The sequence below is a fragment of the Paraburkholderia sp. MM5482-R2 genome, from assembly GCF_050436125.1.
In the GTDB taxonomy this organism is placed as follows: Bacteria; Pseudomonadota; Gammaproteobacteria; order Burkholderiales; family Burkholderiaceae; genus Paraburkholderia; species Paraburkholderia tuberum.
The window spans coordinates 3461733-3477947 of sequence record NZ_JBNDLP010000002.1; the positions used below are offsets into that span (position 1 = coordinate 3461733).

The following is a 16215-nucleotide window of genomic DNA, read 5'->3' on the forward strand; positions in this document are numbered from 1 at the left end:
CGCTTTACCTGGCGAGAATCAGGCTGACATTGCTGCCGCCGAACGCGAACGAATTGCTCATTGCGTACTGCGTGCCCGTGCCGCGCGGCAGATGGCGCGCGCCCGCGACGAGATCGAGCGCGGGCAGCGCGGGATCGGCCTCGCCGTCCCATAGATGCGGCGGCAGCGGCGCGTTTTCGCGCGCGAGCGTGAGCCACGCGAAGCCGAGTTCGGTCGCGCCGGCCGCGCCGAGCAGGTGGCCGGTCAACGGCTTGGTGCCGCTCGCGGCGACGCGCCGCCGGGGAACACGCGCGCCATCAGACGCGCTTCCATTTCGTCGTTCTTCTGCGTGGCGGTCGCGTGCAGATTCACATAGCCGACCGCCGAGGCCGCGATGCCCGCGTCCGCGAGCGCTTCGCGAAGCGCGAGTTCGCCCCCGACGCCCTGCGGGTCCGGCGCCGAAATATGATGCGCGTCGCTCGATTCGCCGAGGCCCGCGAGCCGCACCGCCGCTTCGTCGCGGCTCATCAGGAACACGGCCGCGCCCTCGCCGACGTTGATGCCGCGGCGATTGCGGCTCATCGGATTGGTGCGCGCGCTGCTGGTCGATTCGAGCGACGCAAAGCCCTGCACCGTCAATTCGCATAGCGAATCGACACCACCGACGACAACCGCATCGCATAGCTGCAATTGCAGCAGCCGACGCGCCGACGCGAACGCCTTCGCGCTCGACGTACACGCGGTCGAAATCGTAAACGCCGGCCCGTGCACGCCGAGCGCGGCGGCAGCGAACGGCGCGGCGGTGCCGATTTCCATCTGCCGATAGTTGAAATTGGCCGGCAACGCGCCGGCTCGTGCGTGATAGACGAACGCGGTTTCGGCCGCCTCGATGCCCGACGTGCTGGTGCCGAGCACGACGCCGATGCGCTGCGGGCCGTAGCGCTCGCGCGCGGCTTCGAGCGCGGGCGCGATCTGCGCGAGCGCCGCGAGCAGCAGCCGGTTGTTGCGGCAGTCGTAGCGCGCAAGGTCGGCGCGCGGCGCGAGATCGAGCGGCGCGAGCACGCTGCCGACGAACGCGTCGCCGATGCCGGTATGCACATTGCCCATGCCGGGCGAGCGCGCGGCGGCGAGCGCCGGCGCGATCTCGTCGACGTCGCCGCCGAGCGCGTTGATCATGCCTAGCGCGTGCAAATAAACTGTTGGCGCTTTCATGCCGCCCTCCGTGGTTCCGATGACTTGCCCGAGCGCGCTGCCGATGGCATGCCGAGAGGCGCGAGCAGCACCGCCACCGCGATGCCGAGCGCGAGCGTGGTGCCGAAGCTTTTGAGCGCGGGCATCGCGCTCACGCCGAGCATGCCGAACGACAACAACGTGGTCGCCGCCGACAGCAGCACGCCGGTCCACACCGCGCCGAGATCGGCCTCTGCGCGCGCGCAGCCTTCGCGCAGGAACACCGCATAGTTTGCGCCGACGCCAAGCACCAGCATCAGCGCGAGCCAGTTGAACAGATTGAGCGGCACGCCCGCGTAGCCGAACACCGCCAGCGCGACGCCGACCGCGAACAGCACGGGCAAGGTCGTGGCGATACCCCCGCGCGCCCCATAGCGCAGCATCAGCAGCACGCACACGAGCACGAGCGCGCCGCCGAGCCACCAGCCGCTATCCACGCGATACGCGCCGAACAGCCTCGACACGCTCGCGGCCTTATCGACGAACACGACGCCGGGCAGGCCGCGCGCGAGCGCGATCAGCGCGGGCTCGTTGCGCGGCGTCACGCCTTGCGGGATCACGACGGCCGCGTAGCCAGGTTGATGAGCCCGATTCTTGTCGTTCGATCCCACCGCGCCGAGCCACAGATGCCGATACGGCTGCGACCACGGCGCCGCGAGCCAGCGCTCGACGGTCAGCGGCGCGGGCGGCTTGGCGAAGCCGGCGAGCCACGCATCGGCGACTTCGTCCTTGAAGCCTGCTTGCAGCAGCGTCGCACGCAACGCGGCAAAGTCGCCGAACACATGCTGCGCGAGCAGCGCGCGATCCTCGCGCTGACGTTGCGCGGACGGCACGAACTGCGCGACCGACTGGTAGCCGCCGACGCTATCGGCGCTGCCGTTCAGCGCATCGAGCTTCGCACCGAGCGCTTCGGCGCGTTGCAGCACCGCTTCCTGGGTCGCGCCGCGCACGACGAAAAACTGCGCGCTGTTATCGACGCCGACCGCCTCGCGCACCGTGTCTTCCTGCGCGGCCAGCGACGCATCGCGCTGGATCAGCAGATGGATGTCGTCGTCGCTGCTCAGACGCAGCCAGCCGGGCACCGACGCGATCAGCAGCAGCGCGGCGACCAGCCAAGCGCGCTTGCCGCCGAGCGCATGCTGCCAGCGCGCGAGCAGCCGCGCCGCGCCCGCGAACAGGCGCCGAGGGCTGTGCTTCGGCGCGCGCGTGAGCAGCGCGGGCAGCAGCCACAGCACCGACGCGAACGCGGTCGTAATGCCCACCATCGCGAAGCACGCGATCTGCTTCAACGCGGGGAACGGCACCCACATCAGGATCGCGTAGCCGAGCAGGCTCGTCGCCAGCGCAACGCCCAGCGCGGGCCGTACCCTCCGCGCGCCGAGCCGCGCATCCCAGTCGCGGCCCGCGCCGAGATAGACGACGAAATACTGGATCGAGTAATCGACGGCCTCGCCGATCAGGCTCGCGCCGAACACGAGCGTCAACAGATGCAGCTTGCCGAAGATCAGCAGCGTCGCCGCGAGCGCGCAGACGATGCCGAGCGCGGTCGATACGAAGCCGAGCAGCAACAGACGCGGCGAGCGGAACACCCACATCATCAGCAGCGCGATGCCGGCGAGCGACGCGATGCCAATCACGTGCACCTCGCGTTCGGAAGCGCTGCGCGCGGCCTCGGCGTAGAACACGGCGCCCGTGCGTGCAACCGATACGTCGGGGAACGTCTGACGCAATCCGCTTTCCGCATTGGCGAGCGCGGCGTGTACCGCGCGCTGCGTCTTCGTTTCGTAGGCGGAGCCCGGCAGGGTCGCGATGACCAGCACGCTGGTCATGTCGCCATGCGCGTCGTGACGATGCGACACCAGCAGGTTGTCCTCGACTTCGAGATTCGACGTCGCGAGCGGCAGATTGCCGAGCCAGCGTTCGAGCCAGCCGAATGGATCGTCGGCGAGTTGCGTACTGAGGCCGCCTTGCAGCGGGCTGTAGATGCGCTGCGCGAGCATGTCGTGCAGCGTCGTCGCGCGCGCGGTCGCGAGCGCGGTGCGATCGGCCGGCGCGAGCAGGCCGAAGCGGTATGGCAGATACAGCGCCGAGATCTGCGACAGGTCGAACGGCGGCAGTTCGGCCGTCACCGATGCGAATGCGCCGCTCTTTCGCAGCGACGCGCCCAGTTGCTTCGCGGCCGCTTTCGCGTGCGCATCGTCGCGGCTCGTGACGAGCAGCACGGTGCGATCGCCGAGCGCGCTCGCGAGCGTGTCGACCGCTTTCTCGGCGACCGGGTCCGCTTCGGTCGCGGGCAGCAGCGCGAGCAGATTGGTTTCGAGCGGCGACGCTCCGGCGAAGCGCCAGCCGCAATACAGCGACGCCAGCAGCGCGAGCACGAGCCATGCGGCGCGCACGCCCCACGCATGTTTCGCGGTTCGCTGCTGCGGCATGTCCATCACGGCGCTCCGAACAGGCTGCGCTCGTCCGGCGTCGGCTCGGCAACGGCCGCGCTGTTCGCGAACTCGAGCTTCGTCACATCGCCGTTCGCGAGCGTGATGCGCAGGTTTTGCAGATAATCGCCGCCGCTCATGTCGAGGCCCTTGATCGATTGCGCGAGCTGCGGTTGATTCGGCGTGAGTCGCATGCGCCATTGCGCGGCGCTGCCTTCGGCGCTCACGTCGAACTGCGAGTACAGCGCCGACAGATCGCCGCCGAGCATCGCGCGCATCATCTTCGACACTTGCGCGACGCCGCGGCTGCCCTGCGCGCTTTGCGTGCTCACGCGGTGGCCGCTGGCGTCGAGCTGCGCGACGCCTGCGTCGGTGATCACGTAGGTGGCCTTGTACGGCGTGTCGATCCGCCAGATCACGCCGCGCTCGCGGAAGAACAGCAAGGTGCCGTTGCTGACGAGCGGCTGCTTCATCGCGGCAAGCGTCTGCGTCTGCGTGAATTGCGCGCGCACGCCCTTGGGCTGCGCGAGATGCGCGGCGATCTGCGAGACGAGCGCGGCGTTGGCGTTGCTGGCGGCGTTGGCGTTGCTGGCGGCGTTGGCGGCTGGAGCCGTATTGCTGGCGGTGGCCGCATCGGCCGACGCCGCTGCCAAGGCAAGCGCCCCTATTGCGACGATCGCCCCCGCCGGCCGCGACACGAGCGCTCCCAGCCCGCACCGGTTCACCGTCCCCATACGCGTCCCAGCTTTTCGAATACGACCGGCGGCGACACGAACTGCAATTCCTCGGTGGCGGCATCGACGGCGACCTGGATCGTATAGCCCTTCGTGAGCCGCGCGCCCGATGCGCAATCGACGATTTCATAGCCTATTTTCAGGCGGTTTTCGTATTCGAGCAGTTGCGCGCGCACCTCGATCTTCTGTCCGTACACGGCGGCCCGCACGTACTTCAGATGCGCCTCGACGATCGGCCACAGATAGCCGGACGATCGCATCTCGCGATAGTCGTAGTCGAACGCGCGCAACAGGGCCGCGCGGCCCAACTCGAAGTACTTCAGATAATTGCCATGCCAGCACACGTTCATCGCGTCGACGTCGTGAAACGGCACTTCGACGGTCGCGCTCGCGGCGAGCACGTGCTGCGTTTTCGCGGGCTCGCTCATGCGTTGACTCCTTGGCGATCGGCAGCGGCACCGGCATCCACATGCGCCGCGGCACTCGTAACAGCGCGTAGGTGCCGTACATCGTTCAGATCATGGTCGGCCATTTGCGCCTCGCTCGGGGCTGGCCCAGAAATCGAAGAAATTGAACCATTGGTAAGGGGCCTTGCGGCAGTAGTGTTCGAGGCGCAGCGCGTAGCGTTGCGCCCACGCTGCCAGATGCTGCGCGCGTTCGCGGCGCGGCAGCTCGATGCGCTCGGCGAACGGCTCGAAATACATGCGGTAACCGTCGCGTTCCTTCAGGCAGAAGAACAGGTAGACCGGACAGCCGAGCGCATGCGCGAGCACGTAGGGTCCTTGCGCGAACGGCGCGCTCGCGCCGAGAAATTGCGCGTCGGTGGTGCGTCCCGCCTCGCGCGCCGGCACCCGATCGCCGACGATCACCAGCAGTTCGCCCGCATCGATGCGCTGCTGCATCAGCACCGCCGTCTCGGGACCGAAGTCGCCGACTTCGAGCAGATGCCGCGCGAAGTCGCGATTCGACGACGCCAGCACCTCATTGAAGCGGCGCGCGTGCCCGGTGTAGACGACCGCCGTGACCTTCGCGTGTTCGCCGCGGATGGCGAGCGCGCGCATCATCTCCAGGTTGCCGAGGTGCGCGCCGATCACGAGCGCGCCCTTGCCGCTCGCGATCAGTGCTTCGAACGCCGCAGGATCGTCGAACGTGACGTCGGTGTCGTCGACGCGGCCGGTCCATGCGGCGAGCTTGTCGAAGCCCGATTGCGCGAACGCGAGCATATGGCGATACGCGGACAGCCAGCCCGGGCGCGGCGTATCCGCCGACGGCGCGACCGCGCTCAGATGCGCGAAGTAGTTGTCCGACGCGGCGCGCGCCGCGCGGCCCGTCAGCAGAAAATACGCGACGACCGGATGCAGCCACAGCGCGGTGAAGCGGCGGCCGAACAGCTTGCAGCTCAGCGCGAGCAGGCTCATGCCGAGGCGACTGCCGCGTTCGGCGATGCGCCACCATGCTTCGGGCCGGGCTTCATCGGCGGCGTCGGCCAGCGCGCCGCGGCGCGGCATCAGCTTGTGCGCGAGCAGCATCGGCAGACGCCACAGCATCCCGAACACGAGCCGCGTATGGCTGCGGCTGATTCGCACGTTGTCCCACAGCACGTCGAAATGCGACACGCCGTCGGCCGCGTAGGTCACGCGTGTCGGGACCGAGCGGAACGCGGCGCGGCGCCAGTAGAGACGCACGAGGATCTCGATGTCGAAGTCCATGCGCGTGGGCAGTCGCACGCTGTCGATCAGCTCGCACGCGAGCGCGAGCGGATACAGACGAAAGCCGCACATCGAATCGCGAATCGTCAGCGACAGCGTCTCGATCCACACCCACACGTGGGTCAGATAGCGGCCGTACAGACGTGCCTTCGGCACGCTGTCGTCGTAGACCGGACGGCCGAGAATCACCGTGCCGGGTTCGGCGCGCGCGGCATCGATGAAGCGCGGCACGTCGGTCGCATCGTGCTGGCCGTCGGCGTCGATCTGCAGCGCGTGCGTATAGCCCGCGGCGCGCGCCGCGCGCAGGCCCGCCATTACTGCCGCGCCCTTGCCGCCGTTTGCGGGCAGACGCAGCAGCGTCATCTGCTGCGCGTATTGCAGGGCGAGCGCGGCGAGTACCCGCTGGGTCGGCGCGTCGCTGCCGTCGTCGACGACGAAGATCGGCAGGCCGTGCACCGCGAGATGCGCGACGCTCGCTCCGATCGCGTCCTTGTGGTTGTAGATCGGAATGACGATGCAGGGCGCGAACGTCATCACGCGTGCTCCCGATGCACGAGCAAGCCCGACGCGCATTCGCGTCCGTCGAGCCGGTACGCGAACTGCACGCGCCGGCGCGCGGCATCATAGGCGAGCGTGAGCTCGAGCACCGCACCGGGCGACACCGGCGCCATGAACTTCAGGCGGTCGACCCGATGCCACCTCTCGCACGCGCGGCCAATGCCCCGCCGCGAGCCGCGCTGCCCAGTCGACCTGCACGACACCCGGCAGAATCGGCAGACCCGGAAAGTGGCCGGCGAAATGCTGGAGTGACTGCGGCACGCGCAGCACGTAGTGCAGCGTGTCGCCGACGCGCGTTTCGGCGAGCACTTCCATGCCCTCGGCGAGCGGCGCGAACGCGGCCGCAACCGCGCTCGCGGGCAGCTTGCCGCGCGCGTCGAATGGCAGGCTCACGCGAAAACGCCAATGACGCGGCAGCACGACCGCATCGAAGTAATCGGCCAGATGCCGGCGCAGCGTTTTCGCCAGCGCGACGCGGCCTTCGTCGCACAACGCAGCGCCGCCCGCTTCGGTCAGCGCGACCACCGCGCCGACGCGTTCGCGCGACGCGCCTATGAGCGGCACCAGCGCCGCCTGCGCGACATACGGATGCAGCGCGAGACGCGCCTCGAGTTCCGGCAGCGAGACGCGCTTGCCGCCGAGCTTCAGCACGCGGTCGAGGCGCCCTTGCAAGCGGAAGCGCCCGTCGGCATCGAACGCGATGCGATCGCCGGTGCGATGCCAGCCGTCGTGGTCGAGATGCGGCGAGCGCACGCACAGCGCGCCGTCGTCGTCGCGGCGCACCTCGGCGCCGGCGACCGGCTGCCACGCGTCGCCCTGATCCTGACGCCGCCACGCGATCCCGCCGGTTTCCGTGCTGCCGTAGATTTCGAGCGGCGCCGCGCCGTAGCTCGCCGCATAGGCCTGCGCGGCGTCGGCCGCGAGCGGGCCACCCGACGAAAAGAACGCGCGCGGCGCGGGCGTAAGCGCGGCGAAGCCCGGCAACGCGGGCCAACGCGACAGCTGCGCGGGAGTCGACACCACCGCCGTCGCGCCGCATTGCGCGATGCGCGCCTGCAGTTGCAGCGGCTCGCCGCCGATCGCGCGATCGAAGGCGCGGCCGGCCGCGAGCGGCCACAACACGCGAAACAGCAAACCGTAGATGTGGTGATGCGGCACGCTCGCGAGCATCGTCGCGTCGCCGAGCAATGCGCCCCATTGCCGCTCGAGCGTGTGGACTTCGGCGTTGAATTGCGCGAGCGTCTTGCGGATCGGCTTCGGCGTGCCGCTGCTGCCGGATGTGTAGAGCGTCATCGGCGCATGGGCGTCGATCGGGTGGGCGGTGTGAGCCGTGCGATGCGTCGCTGCGACGAACGGCGGCAGATCCGCATCCGTCAGCAGGAAGTCGTAGGCGTGCGCGAGATCGGCGAGATAGCCCGGCGTTGCATTGGCCGGAATCACCGGCTCCTTGCCGCACGCGAACAGCGCGAACAATGCGCAGGCGAACTCGAACGGATCGTCGATGCAGAGCGCGCAGCGCCGCGCGTCGGGCATTCGCACGAGCTCGATCAAGCCCTCGACGCGCGCGCGAAACGCCGCGCGATCGAGCAGCACGGCGCCATCGCGGCACACCGGTGCGGCGGACGTCGCAAGCGCGGCATCGGCCGACAACAGATCATGCAGCGCGAGCATCAGGCGGCCTCCGAATCCGCTCGCGCGGCGCGCGGCAGCACGAACAGACGTCGCCATACGTATTCGCCCGCCAGCAGCGCGCCGATCAGTCCATAGGCGATCGCGCCGTTGTACAGCGACCAGGCCGCGCGGCTCCAATAGAGCGCGGTGTAGACGGAAAACGCGCCGTTCAGCACGAAGAAAACGCACCAGACCTGGGTCACGCGCCGCGTATAGCGCACCGCACCCGGCGGCAGATCGGGACTGCCGAGGCGCGCGAATTTTTCGATCATCGACGGCCCGCGCACGAGCGTCGCGCCGAACGCGATCAGCAAACCGAGATTGACGAGCGACGGATAGAAGCGCAGCAGCAGCTCGCTATCGGTGACGACGATGGTCGCCGATGCGCAGCTCAGCATCGCCACCACGCTCCAGTCGAGCGTGGAAAGCCGCCGCAGCGACATCGCAACCGGACCGCCACCGGCCCAGCGCTGCAGCCATAAAGTCACCAGCAGCATGCCGCCGACGAGACGCGGCGCGTCCCAGCGCCATGCGCACAAGATCAGCGCCGGGTAAGCGAGTTTCAGCAGCACCTGCAGGACGGTCCTGCTCCAGTGAGGCCGAGCGCCGGATTCGCTTGCGGCGGGACGTGGCTGCGACATCTGCTTGCGCGGGTGCGCGACCGGCATCAGCCTTGCGCCGCGAGCAGCGATTCGACCGCGCCGATCACGTCGCCGACCGTGCGCACGGATTTGAAGTTCTCCGGCTTGATGCGGCGGCCGGTCATCTCCTGCAGCTTGATCGCGAGATCGACCGCGTCGATGCTGTCGAGATCGAGGTCTTCGAACAGGTGAGCGTCGGGCGTCACACGCTGCGGCTCGATCGCGAAGTTTTCCTGAAAGATCGCGCGGATGCGCTCAAGAATCTCAGTCTCGGTCACGATTAAACTCCCTTCCTTGCGGTTTCGTTCGCAGCGTGCGCCGCTTCGCGCTGACTCTCGACCAACGCGGCAAGCGTGTTGATCGAGCGAAAGTGCTCGCGCGTGCGTTCGTCGTTCGCCACAATGGTCAATTGGTATTGTTTGCGCAGCACGATGCCGATTTCGAGCGCGTCGATCGAATCGAGACCGATGCCGTCGGAACCGAACAACGGGGCGTCGTCGTCGATATCGGCGGGGCTCAGGTCTTCGAGATCGAGGGCTTCGATCAGAAGCTTTTTAATTTCCAGTTTTAAAGAATCCATAGTCGAACAGGTGCTGGGTAATGTGGGCTTCTACGGCATTCGTCACGCTGCGCGCCGCGATGGCCGCGGTGGTGTCATGCGCGGCCAGCTCGGCGACGCCAAGCGGCGCGAGCACGTTCACGCGCATCCGGAAAGCGCGCGCCGGCACGTCGTACCAGCGCATCTGCCGCGTGAACGCGGGCGGATCGCAATCCATCAATACCGGCACGATCGGCGCGCCGGCCTTCAGCGCCATGTGCGCGAATCCGCGCGAGAACGCGTGCAGCCGGTTCGGCGCCGGGCTGCGCGTGCCTTCCGGAAAAATGATCATCGTATAGCCGGCCGCGAGCTGCTTCGCGCCGGCCTCGACGAGCGCGATCGCGTCCGCGTTGCTCACGTATTCGGCCGCGCGCACGATGCCCCAGAAACACGGGTTGTGCCAGTGCGCGTGCTTCACGACGCAGCACGCGCGCGGCGTCAACGACAGCAGAACCATCACGTCGAGGTAAGTCGGGTGATTCGCGACGACGATCGCCGGCCCGCCCGCGCACAACGCCCCGACGCCGGACACTTCGAGTTCCATCACGCCGAGACCGCGCAGCACCGCGACGAGCGCGCGGAAAAACCGGTGAATCACGACGGTCACCGCGCGCTGCCGCGACGCGCGATGCGGCCACAGCCACGCGAGCGGAAACACGAGTACCGAAAACAGCACGCCGCACACGCCGAACGCGACGAAAGCAAGGCCAGTCGCGCAAAAACGCCACGCGTAATCAAGCCGCGCGCTCATCCCACCTCCAGTGCCACAGCGCGCCCGCGCGCTGCCAGCGCGCGGGCCGGCCGGTTTCGAGGCAGTGCAGCAGCGCCTGGCTCTGGGTCGGAAAGCTCGGGGCGTCGCTCAACGCGGATCGCGGGTCGCCGCGTTGCTCGGCTACCTCCTCGTCAGCGCGGGTCAAAGAGCAAACAACCTGCCCAGCCGACGCATGTTTGTCGAGCAATATCGCGATCGCACCGCCGTGCACTTCGTCTTCGATCGTGCCGTACGCGAGATCGGCCGGTTCGTCGGCATATACGAGCAGCACCGGCGCATCCGGTTGCGTCGCGTATTGCGCGTACGCTTCGAGCAGCGCATAGCCGAGCGTCTGCGCTCCAGCCGATACCGCGCTCGCGGCCGAGCGGTCGCCGCGCGCAATCCCGAACACGCCGGTCATCGCGTTCAACACCGACAGGCTGAAGGCGGTCGGCGATACCGGCTCGCCGGCGCTGATGCTGCGCAGGATGTCGGTGGTACGCCGCAACTCCCCGTGCCGCGAAGCGAACACCACGCGCGCGGGTTCCTGCGCGACGCAGTCGTGCGCGACCTTGAGCGCCAGCTTGGACAGCGTGCTGAGACGCCGCCGCACGATCGGCTCGATGAAGCCGATATCGGGTGCGGCAGACGAGGTAGCCGGCCAGCTAGACCAGCGACCGACCGGAATGGTCCAGTGCAGATCGGGCATATTGGTGTTCGCGCGTGGAAACGGGGAAGGGGCTCAAGCGCCTGACGGAATACACAGCCGTCACGGCGAGCGCCGCCGCGCGGATCGGGAAGTTCCAGCCCGGGACCGACCAGTCTGCCTGTCAGGGAATGCAGCACCGGCGATCGGGCCCGATTTGTCAGGCGCCCCTGACAATCGGTGTAGTGGATAGCGGCTCGGGCTCCTTTTGTGGCCGAATAGTACCGGGTATTTTGAATCAGATCGGCGAGGAAAGACGTATCCATCTGTATCCGCGCCTGTCACGCAACACATTGTTAGACGATTTGACAAGACCGGCCGCGCCGACGCACCGGAAGGCGATCTCGTGCGTCGGCGCTGGCGCGACAACGCCGCCGGAACCGCCGAAAAACCTTTCATTCGTCTTTCTTCGAATGCACCGCAGAGCGAAAACACCGACGCCGCGTCGTCCGTGCAAACAACATTCGTGGCAACGATGCGCCCGCGCCTGCTATACTCCGGCCCTCATTGGGGAGTAGCCGCCCCGCGGCACGTCCGCACCGCTTCGCCGGTGCGTCGCACGTGTGGTTCGCGGGGGCGCCTGTCAACAGACTTGGCCTGCACGGCCATGGCAGTCGCAGCCTCTGGCCTGGCGAGACCGATGATCCACACGCGCCGCAACAGGGCCCGGCGTGTCGTGGGTCGTCGCTCGTTCATCTTCGGCCCGAGGAATCCATTCAACGTGAATCAAGCTTTTCTGATTTCGACCGGAGCGGTCGCGCTCGCCGAGATCGGCGACAAGACGCAACTGCTATCGCTCGTGCTGGCCGCGCGCTATCGCAAGCCCGTGCCGATCATTATCGGCGTGCTCACGGCGACGCTGATCAATCACGCAGGAGCCGGCGCGCTCGGCGCGTGGCTCGGCTCGATGCTGACGCCGACCATCATGCGCTGGGCGCTGGCGGCGTCGTTTATCGGCATGGGGCTGTGGATTCTCGTGCCCGACAAGCTCGACGAAGAGGAAGCCAACACGAACCGCACGCACTTCGGGGTGTTCGGCGCGACGGTCGTCACGTTCTTCCTCGCGGAGATGGGCGACAAGACGCAGATTGCGACGGTCGCCCTCGCCGCGCGCTTTCACGATTTCTTCGGCGTGGTGGGCGGCACGACGCTCGGCATGATGATCGCGAACGTGCCGGCGATCCTGCTCGGCGACCGCTTCGCGCATCGCCTGCCGACCAGGCTCGTGCACGGCATCGCCGCGGTGATGTTCGTCGTGCTGGGCGCGATGGCGTTGTTCGGGGTCGGGGTCTGAGCTACTGCGCGGCCTTCGGCGCCGACGCCGCGCCCGCGGGGGGCATGGCCGCCGGCAGCGACACTTCGTTGGCGTCCGCGCCGCCACCGCCGAGCGGAATCTTCACGGTGTGCACCGCGCCGTTGGCCAGCGGGAAATCAGCCAGCGCGCTACGCGCCAGATATGGCATTGCCCGCACCAGCGACGACTCCTCGCCGACACTGCGCGCCGTGACGTTGTAGACCTCCCGGCCGCTCGCGCGCTCGGTGATCCGGATGCCGAGCAGATGCGTGAACACCGGATAGCTCTGGTTCACGTACGTCGCCGGGAAAGGCCCCCACGGTCCCCACGTATCGAACGGCCGGCCCCAGTAAGGACCGGGCCACGGGTTGTAGTAGACCGGCTGCGCGACGGTCACGATGTCCGAGCGGATGCCATAGGCGAGCTCGACCAGATAGCGCGCGTCGTCGTGCGAGACTTCGCGGAACGCATGCAAGGCGAGCTCGTTCGCGACGATCCGCTCGTACGCGCTCAGTTCGAGATTGTTCTTCTGATCCTCGTGCCGCGTGAACGCATAGGTGCGCGTCGCGTCGCTTCCGCTCCAGTCCGAGAACGCCGTGACCTGCGTGGTCACGTAGGTCGTGCAGCCGGACAGCAGCGCCGCCAGCGCGACGAACAGCAGCGCGACGCGGCGGGTCCATCGATCGATGTTCATGGTCTGCCTCGTGATGCCTCTGATTGCATCTGATTGCATCTATTCTGCTTCAGTTGAAACTCTGCTTCACTCGAGATTATTCCGTCGCGCGATCCGCTGCCCGGCGGACGATGCCGGCGCTCCGCCACGCGCGGCGCCCGATAATACGCTGACCTCGCCAGCCGGTAAAAGGTTCTTCCCCTGTCCGTCGAAAGCGGCAGCGCTACCCGGCGCCGAGACTCGGCCCCCTTCCCTTCCGCACGATTGCCCGAGGCTTTGTACAATGAGTCGACCAAGCCCGGCTTGCGCGCCGTTTGCGCGCCCGACCGCTCGAGTACACCACCACAGAACGCCATGGCCGATACCGCAACGCCCAATCTGATCCGCCGCGCCGATTACGCGCCGCCCGCCTTCCTGATCGACACCGTCGCGCTCGAGTTCGATCTGGTCCCCGAACGCACGGTCGTCAGGAACACGATGCGTGTTCGCCGCAACCCGGATGCGTCGCGCGCCGCGCATCTCGAACTGATGGGCGAGCAACTGGAGTTCGTCAGCGCCGCGATCGACGGCAAGCCATTCCCGAACGCGCACCCCCACGAGCACGGCCTGCTGCTCGACGACGTGCCGGACAGCTTCGAGCTGACCCTCACCAGCATCTGCAATCCCGCGGAAAACACCACGCTGTCGGGGCTGTACGTGTCGAGCGGCAACTTCTTCACGCAGTGCGAGGCCGAGGGCTTTCGCCGCATCACCTATTTCCTCGACCGCCCCGACGTGATGGCGAGCTTCACGGTCACGCTGCGCGCGAGCAAGGCCGACTATCCGGTGCTGCTGTCGAACGGCAATCTTCTGGAACAAGGCGAGTTGCCCGACGGCCGCCATTTCGCGCGCTGGGAAGACCCGTTCAGGAAGCCGAGCTATCTGTTCGCGCTCGTCGCGGGCAAGCTCGTCGCGCTCGAAGAACGCGTGAAGACCGGCTCAGGCAAGGAAAAGCTGCTGCAGGTCTGGGTCGAGCCGCACGATCTCGACAAGACCCGTCACGCGATGGATTCGCTGATCCACTCGATCCGCTGGGACGAACAGCGCTTCGGGCTCGAGCTCGATCTGGACCGCTTCATGATCGTCGCGGTCAGCGACTTCAACATGGGCGCGATGGAGAACAAGGGGCTCAACATCTTCAACACGAAGTACGTGCTCGCGAACCCCGAAACGGCCACCGACACCGACTTCTCGAACATCGAGGCGGTGGTCGGCCACGAGTACTTCCACAACTGGACCGGCAATCGCGTGACCTGCCGCGACTGGTTCCAGCTGAGCCTGAAGGAAGGCCTGACGGTGTTCCGCGATCAGGAGTTCTCGGCCGACATGGCGGGCGGCGCCACCGACGAAGCCGCGCGCGCGACCAAGCGCATCGAGGACGTGCGGGTGCTGCGCCAGATGCAGTTCGCCGAGGACGCGGGCCCGATGGCGCATCCGGTGCGCCCGGAAAGCTACGTCGAGATCAACAACTTCTACACGATGACCGTCTACGAGAAAGGCTCGGAAGTCGTGCGGATGTATCAGACGCTGTTCGGCCGCGACGGCTTTCGCAACGGCATGGACCTGTACTTCAAGCGTCACGACGGCCAGGCCGTGACCTGCGACGACTTCCGTCACGCGCTCGCCGACGCGAACGGCCGCGACCTCGCGCAGTTCGAGCGCTGGTATAGCCAGGCCGGCACGCCGCGCGTGTCGGTGCGCACGCGCTACGACGCCGCGCAGCAGCGCTACAGCGTGACACTGCGCCAGGGCTACGGCGATGCCGTGCCGGCCGCGCGCGAAACGCAGAAGGGGCCGCTGCTGATTCCGTTCGCGATCGGTCTGATCGGCAAGGACGGCCGCGATCTGCCGCTGCAGCTCGACGGCGAGCCGAAGGCGTCGGAGTCGACCACGCGCGTGCTCGAATTCACGCAGACCGAGCAGACCTTCACGTTCGTCAACGTCGGGCAGGAACCGCTGCCGTCGCTGCTACGCAATTTCTCGGCGCCGGTGATCGTCGAATACGACTACACGGGCGAACAGCTCGCGTTCCTGCTCGCGCACGACAGCGATCCGTTCAACCGCTGGGAAGCCGGCCAGCGGCTTGCCACGCGCGAGTTGCTCGCGCTGGCCGCGCGCGCGGCCACGGGCGCGGCGCTGCAGTTCGACGACTCGGTGGTCGCCGCGTTCGCGCGCGTTTTGACCGACGAGACGCTGTCGCCGGCGTTCCGCGAGCTCGCACTGATGCTGCCGTCCGAAGCGTATCTGGCCGAGCAGATGGCCGAATCGAATCCGGCCGCGGTGCACGCGGCACGGCAGTTCGTGCGCAAGCGCCTCGCGAATGCGCTGCGTGACGACTGGCTGAAGGTCTACGAGCAGCATCGCACGCCGGGCGCCTATGAAACGACGCCCGAGGCCGCCGGTCATCGCGCGCTGAAGAATCTGGCGCTGTCGTATCTGACCGAACTCGACGACTCGGCGGACGCCGTGCGTCTCGCGGCCGCGCAATATGAAACCGCGAACAACATGACCGACCGCGCCGCCGCGCTGTCGGCACTGCTCAACGCGGCCGCGCCGCAAGGCGGCAGCCCCGAGGCGCAGCACGCGCTCGACGACTTCTATCGACGCTTCGAGAAGGAGCCGCTCGTCATCGACAAATGGTTCGCGTTGCAGGCCACCCAGCGCGGCGGCGCACGACATCCGGTGATCGATACGGTGCGCAAGCTGATGACGCATCCGGCCTTCAACCTGAAGAACCCGAACCGGGCGCGTTCGCTGATTTTCAGCTTCTGCGCGGCGAACCCCGCGCAGTTCCACGCGGCAGATGGCTCCGGCTACGCATTCTGGGCCGAGCAGGTGATCGCGCTCGACGCGCTCAATCCGCAGGTGGCCGCGCGCCTCGCGCGCTCGCTCGAACTGTGGCGACGCTTCACGCCGGCGCTGCGCGACAGCATGCGCGCGGCGCTCGAGAAAGTGGCCGCACAGGTCAAGTCGCGCGACGTGCGCGAGATCGTCGAGAAGGCGTTGGCGTGATGCCTCTCTGAGTTCCCGAGTCACATCGGAAAGCCGGCACGCGTTGCCGGCTTTTTTTTCGCGTTGTTTTCAGCTGCGTTCACGCGCTCGTGTCGCGCCGTTAGCCGTTTGGCCGACTGTTCATCGGGCCTCGCCGGGCAGAAAGTATACTTACAGGTTTGATGGTTTACATTTAACGCGGTACGTTA

General features: G+C 67.5%; 12 protein-coding genes, 2 pseudogenes and 1 riboswitch. Of the genes and pseudogenes, 2 read left to right on the forward strand and 12 right to left on the reverse strand.

Annotation, left to right across the window (positions count from 1 at the left end):
- Positions 1-4: 4 nt before the first annotated feature.
- From OKW37_RS18730 to OKW37_RS18780, 11 genes and pseudogenes are all read right to left on the reverse strand, one after another.
- Positions 5-1191, reverse strand: a pseudogene (locus tag OKW37_RS18730) (beta-ketoacyl-[acyl-carrier-protein] synthase family protein).
- Positions 1188-3647 carry an MMPL family transporter gene (locus OKW37_RS18735; protein WP_429404789.1) on the reverse strand — a complete coding sequence of 820 codons (2460 nt, stop codon included), beginning with the start codon at positions 3645-3647 and terminating at the stop codon, positions 1188-1190. The pseudogene OKW37_RS18730 and the gene OKW37_RS18735 overlap by 4 nt, the downstream one beginning before the upstream one ends.
- Positions 3647-4375 carry a LolA family protein gene (locus OKW37_RS18740; RefSeq protein ID WP_429404787.1) on the reverse strand — a complete coding sequence of 243 codons (729 nt, stop codon included), beginning with the start codon at positions 4373-4375 and terminating at the stop codon, positions 3647-3649. The genes OKW37_RS18735 and OKW37_RS18740 overlap by 1 nt, the downstream gene beginning before the upstream one ends.
- Positions 4363-4803, reverse strand: a complete 441-nt coding sequence (locus OKW37_RS18745; protein WP_429404785.1) for an acyl-CoA thioesterase — start codon at positions 4801-4803, stop codon at positions 4363-4365. The genes OKW37_RS18740 and OKW37_RS18745 overlap by 13 nt, the downstream gene beginning before the upstream one ends.
- 90 nt (positions 4804-4893) lie before the next feature.
- Positions 4894-6618, reverse strand: coding sequence for a glycosyltransferase family 2 protein (locus OKW37_RS18750; RefSeq protein ID WP_429404783.1), 1725 nt, complete (start codon positions 6616-6618; stop codon positions 4894-4896).
- Positions 6618-8313 (reverse strand): annotated as a pseudogene (locus tag OKW37_RS18755) (AMP-binding protein). Before OKW37_RS18755 ends, OKW37_RS18750 begins: the two are co-directional and overlap by 1 nt.
- Complete coding sequence (locus OKW37_RS18760; RefSeq protein WP_429404779.1) at positions 8313-8981, reverse strand: hypothetical protein; 669 nt, start codon at positions 8979-8981, stop codon at positions 8313-8315. Before OKW37_RS18760 ends, OKW37_RS18755 begins: the two are co-directional and overlap by 1 nt.
- Entirely contained in the window at positions 8981-9232 is a 252-nt protein-coding gene (locus OKW37_RS18765; RefSeq protein WP_013090186.1) for an acyl carrier protein, read from the reverse strand. The genes OKW37_RS18760 and OKW37_RS18765 overlap by 1 nt, the downstream gene beginning before the upstream one ends.
- A gap of 2 nt (positions 9233-9234) precedes the next feature.
- Positions 9235-9534, reverse strand: a complete 300-nt coding sequence (locus OKW37_RS18770) for a phosphopantetheine-binding protein (RefSeq protein WP_090801395.1) — start codon at positions 9532-9534, stop codon at positions 9235-9237.
- Positions 9509-10303, reverse strand: a complete 795-nt coding sequence (locus tag OKW37_RS18775) for a lysophospholipid acyltransferase family protein (protein ID WP_429404777.1) — start codon at positions 10301-10303, stop codon at positions 9509-9511. The genes OKW37_RS18770 and OKW37_RS18775 overlap by 26 nt, the downstream gene beginning before the upstream one ends.
- Positions 10287-11012 carry a beta-ketoacyl synthase chain length factor gene (locus OKW37_RS18780; protein ID WP_429404775.1) on the reverse strand — a complete coding sequence of 242 codons (726 nt, stop codon included), beginning with the start codon at positions 11010-11012 and terminating at the stop codon, positions 10287-10289. Before OKW37_RS18780 ends, OKW37_RS18775 begins: the two co-directional genes overlap by 17 nt.
- A 494-nt stretch (positions 11013-11506) precedes the next feature.
- A riboswitch (yybP-ykoY riboswitch) is annotated at positions 11507-11720 on the forward strand.
- A gap of 10 nt (positions 11721-11730) precedes the next feature.
- On the opposite strand from OKW37_RS18780, the gene OKW37_RS18785 reads away from it, so the two are divergent.
- On the forward strand, positions 11731-12303 hold the full coding sequence (locus tag OKW37_RS18785; RefSeq protein ID WP_184068752.1) for a TMEM165/GDT1 family protein: 573 nt from the start codon (positions 11731-11733) through the stop codon (positions 12301-12303).
- Between the two features lies 1 nt (position 12304).
- Here the strand turns inward: OKW37_RS18785 and OKW37_RS18790 are convergent, their stop codons facing one another.
- Positions 12305-12997 carry a DUF4136 domain-containing protein gene (locus tag OKW37_RS18790; protein WP_184068756.1) on the reverse strand — a complete coding sequence of 231 codons (693 nt, stop codon included), beginning with the start codon at positions 12995-12997 and terminating at the stop codon, positions 12305-12307.
- Between the two features lie 333 nt (positions 12998-13330).
- On the opposite strand from OKW37_RS18790, the gene pepN reads away from it, so the two are divergent.
- The gene (gene pepN / locus OKW37_RS18795; RefSeq protein WP_429404773.1) at positions 13331-16027 is read left to right on the forward strand and encodes an aminopeptidase N; all 2697 of its coding nucleotides are present in this window, start codon (positions 13331-13333) and stop codon (positions 16025-16027) included.
- The last annotated feature ends 188 nt before the right edge of the window (positions 16028-16215 follow it).

Excerpts from the sequence above, each read along its gene's own strand:
- OKW37_RS18790 (WP_184068756.1), bottom strand. The coding sequence starts at position 12,997 with ATGAACATCGATCGATGGACCCGCCGCGTCGCGCTGCTGTTCGTCGCG.
- OKW37_RS18735 (WP_429404789.1), bottom strand. The coding sequence starts at position 3,647 with ATGGACATGCCGCAGCAGCGAACCGCGAAACATGCGTGGGGCGTGCGC.
- OKW37_RS18740 (WP_429404787.1), bottom strand. The coding sequence starts at position 4,375 with ATGGGGACGGTGAACCGGTGCGGGCTGGGAGCGCTCGTGTCGCGGCCG.
- OKW37_RS18775 (WP_429404777.1), bottom strand. The coding sequence starts at position 10,303 with ATGAGCGCGCGGCTTGATTACGCGTGGCGTTTTTGCGCGACTGGCCTT.
- OKW37_RS18745 (WP_429404785.1), bottom strand. The coding sequence starts at position 4,803 with ATGAGCGAGCCCGCGAAAACGCAGCACGTGCTCGCCGCGAGCGCGACC.
- pepN (WP_429404773.1), top strand. The coding sequence starts at position 13,331 with ATGGCCGATACCGCAACGCCCAATCTGATCCGCCGCGCCGATTACGCG.
- OKW37_RS18760 (WP_429404779.1), bottom strand. The coding sequence starts at position 8,981 with ATGCCGGTCGCGCACCCGCGCAAGCAGATGTCGCAGCCACGTCCCGCC.
- OKW37_RS18770 (WP_090801395.1), bottom strand. The coding sequence starts at position 9,534 with ATGGATTCTTTAAAACTGGAAATTAAAAAGCTTCTGATCGAAGCCCTC.
- OKW37_RS18780 (WP_429404775.1), bottom strand. The coding sequence starts at position 11,012 with ATGCCCGATCTGCACTGGACCATTCCGGTCGGTCGCTGGTCTAGCTGG.
- OKW37_RS18750 (WP_429404783.1), bottom strand. The coding sequence starts at position 6,618 with ATGACGTTCGCGCCCTGCATCGTCATTCCGATCTACAACCACAAGGAC.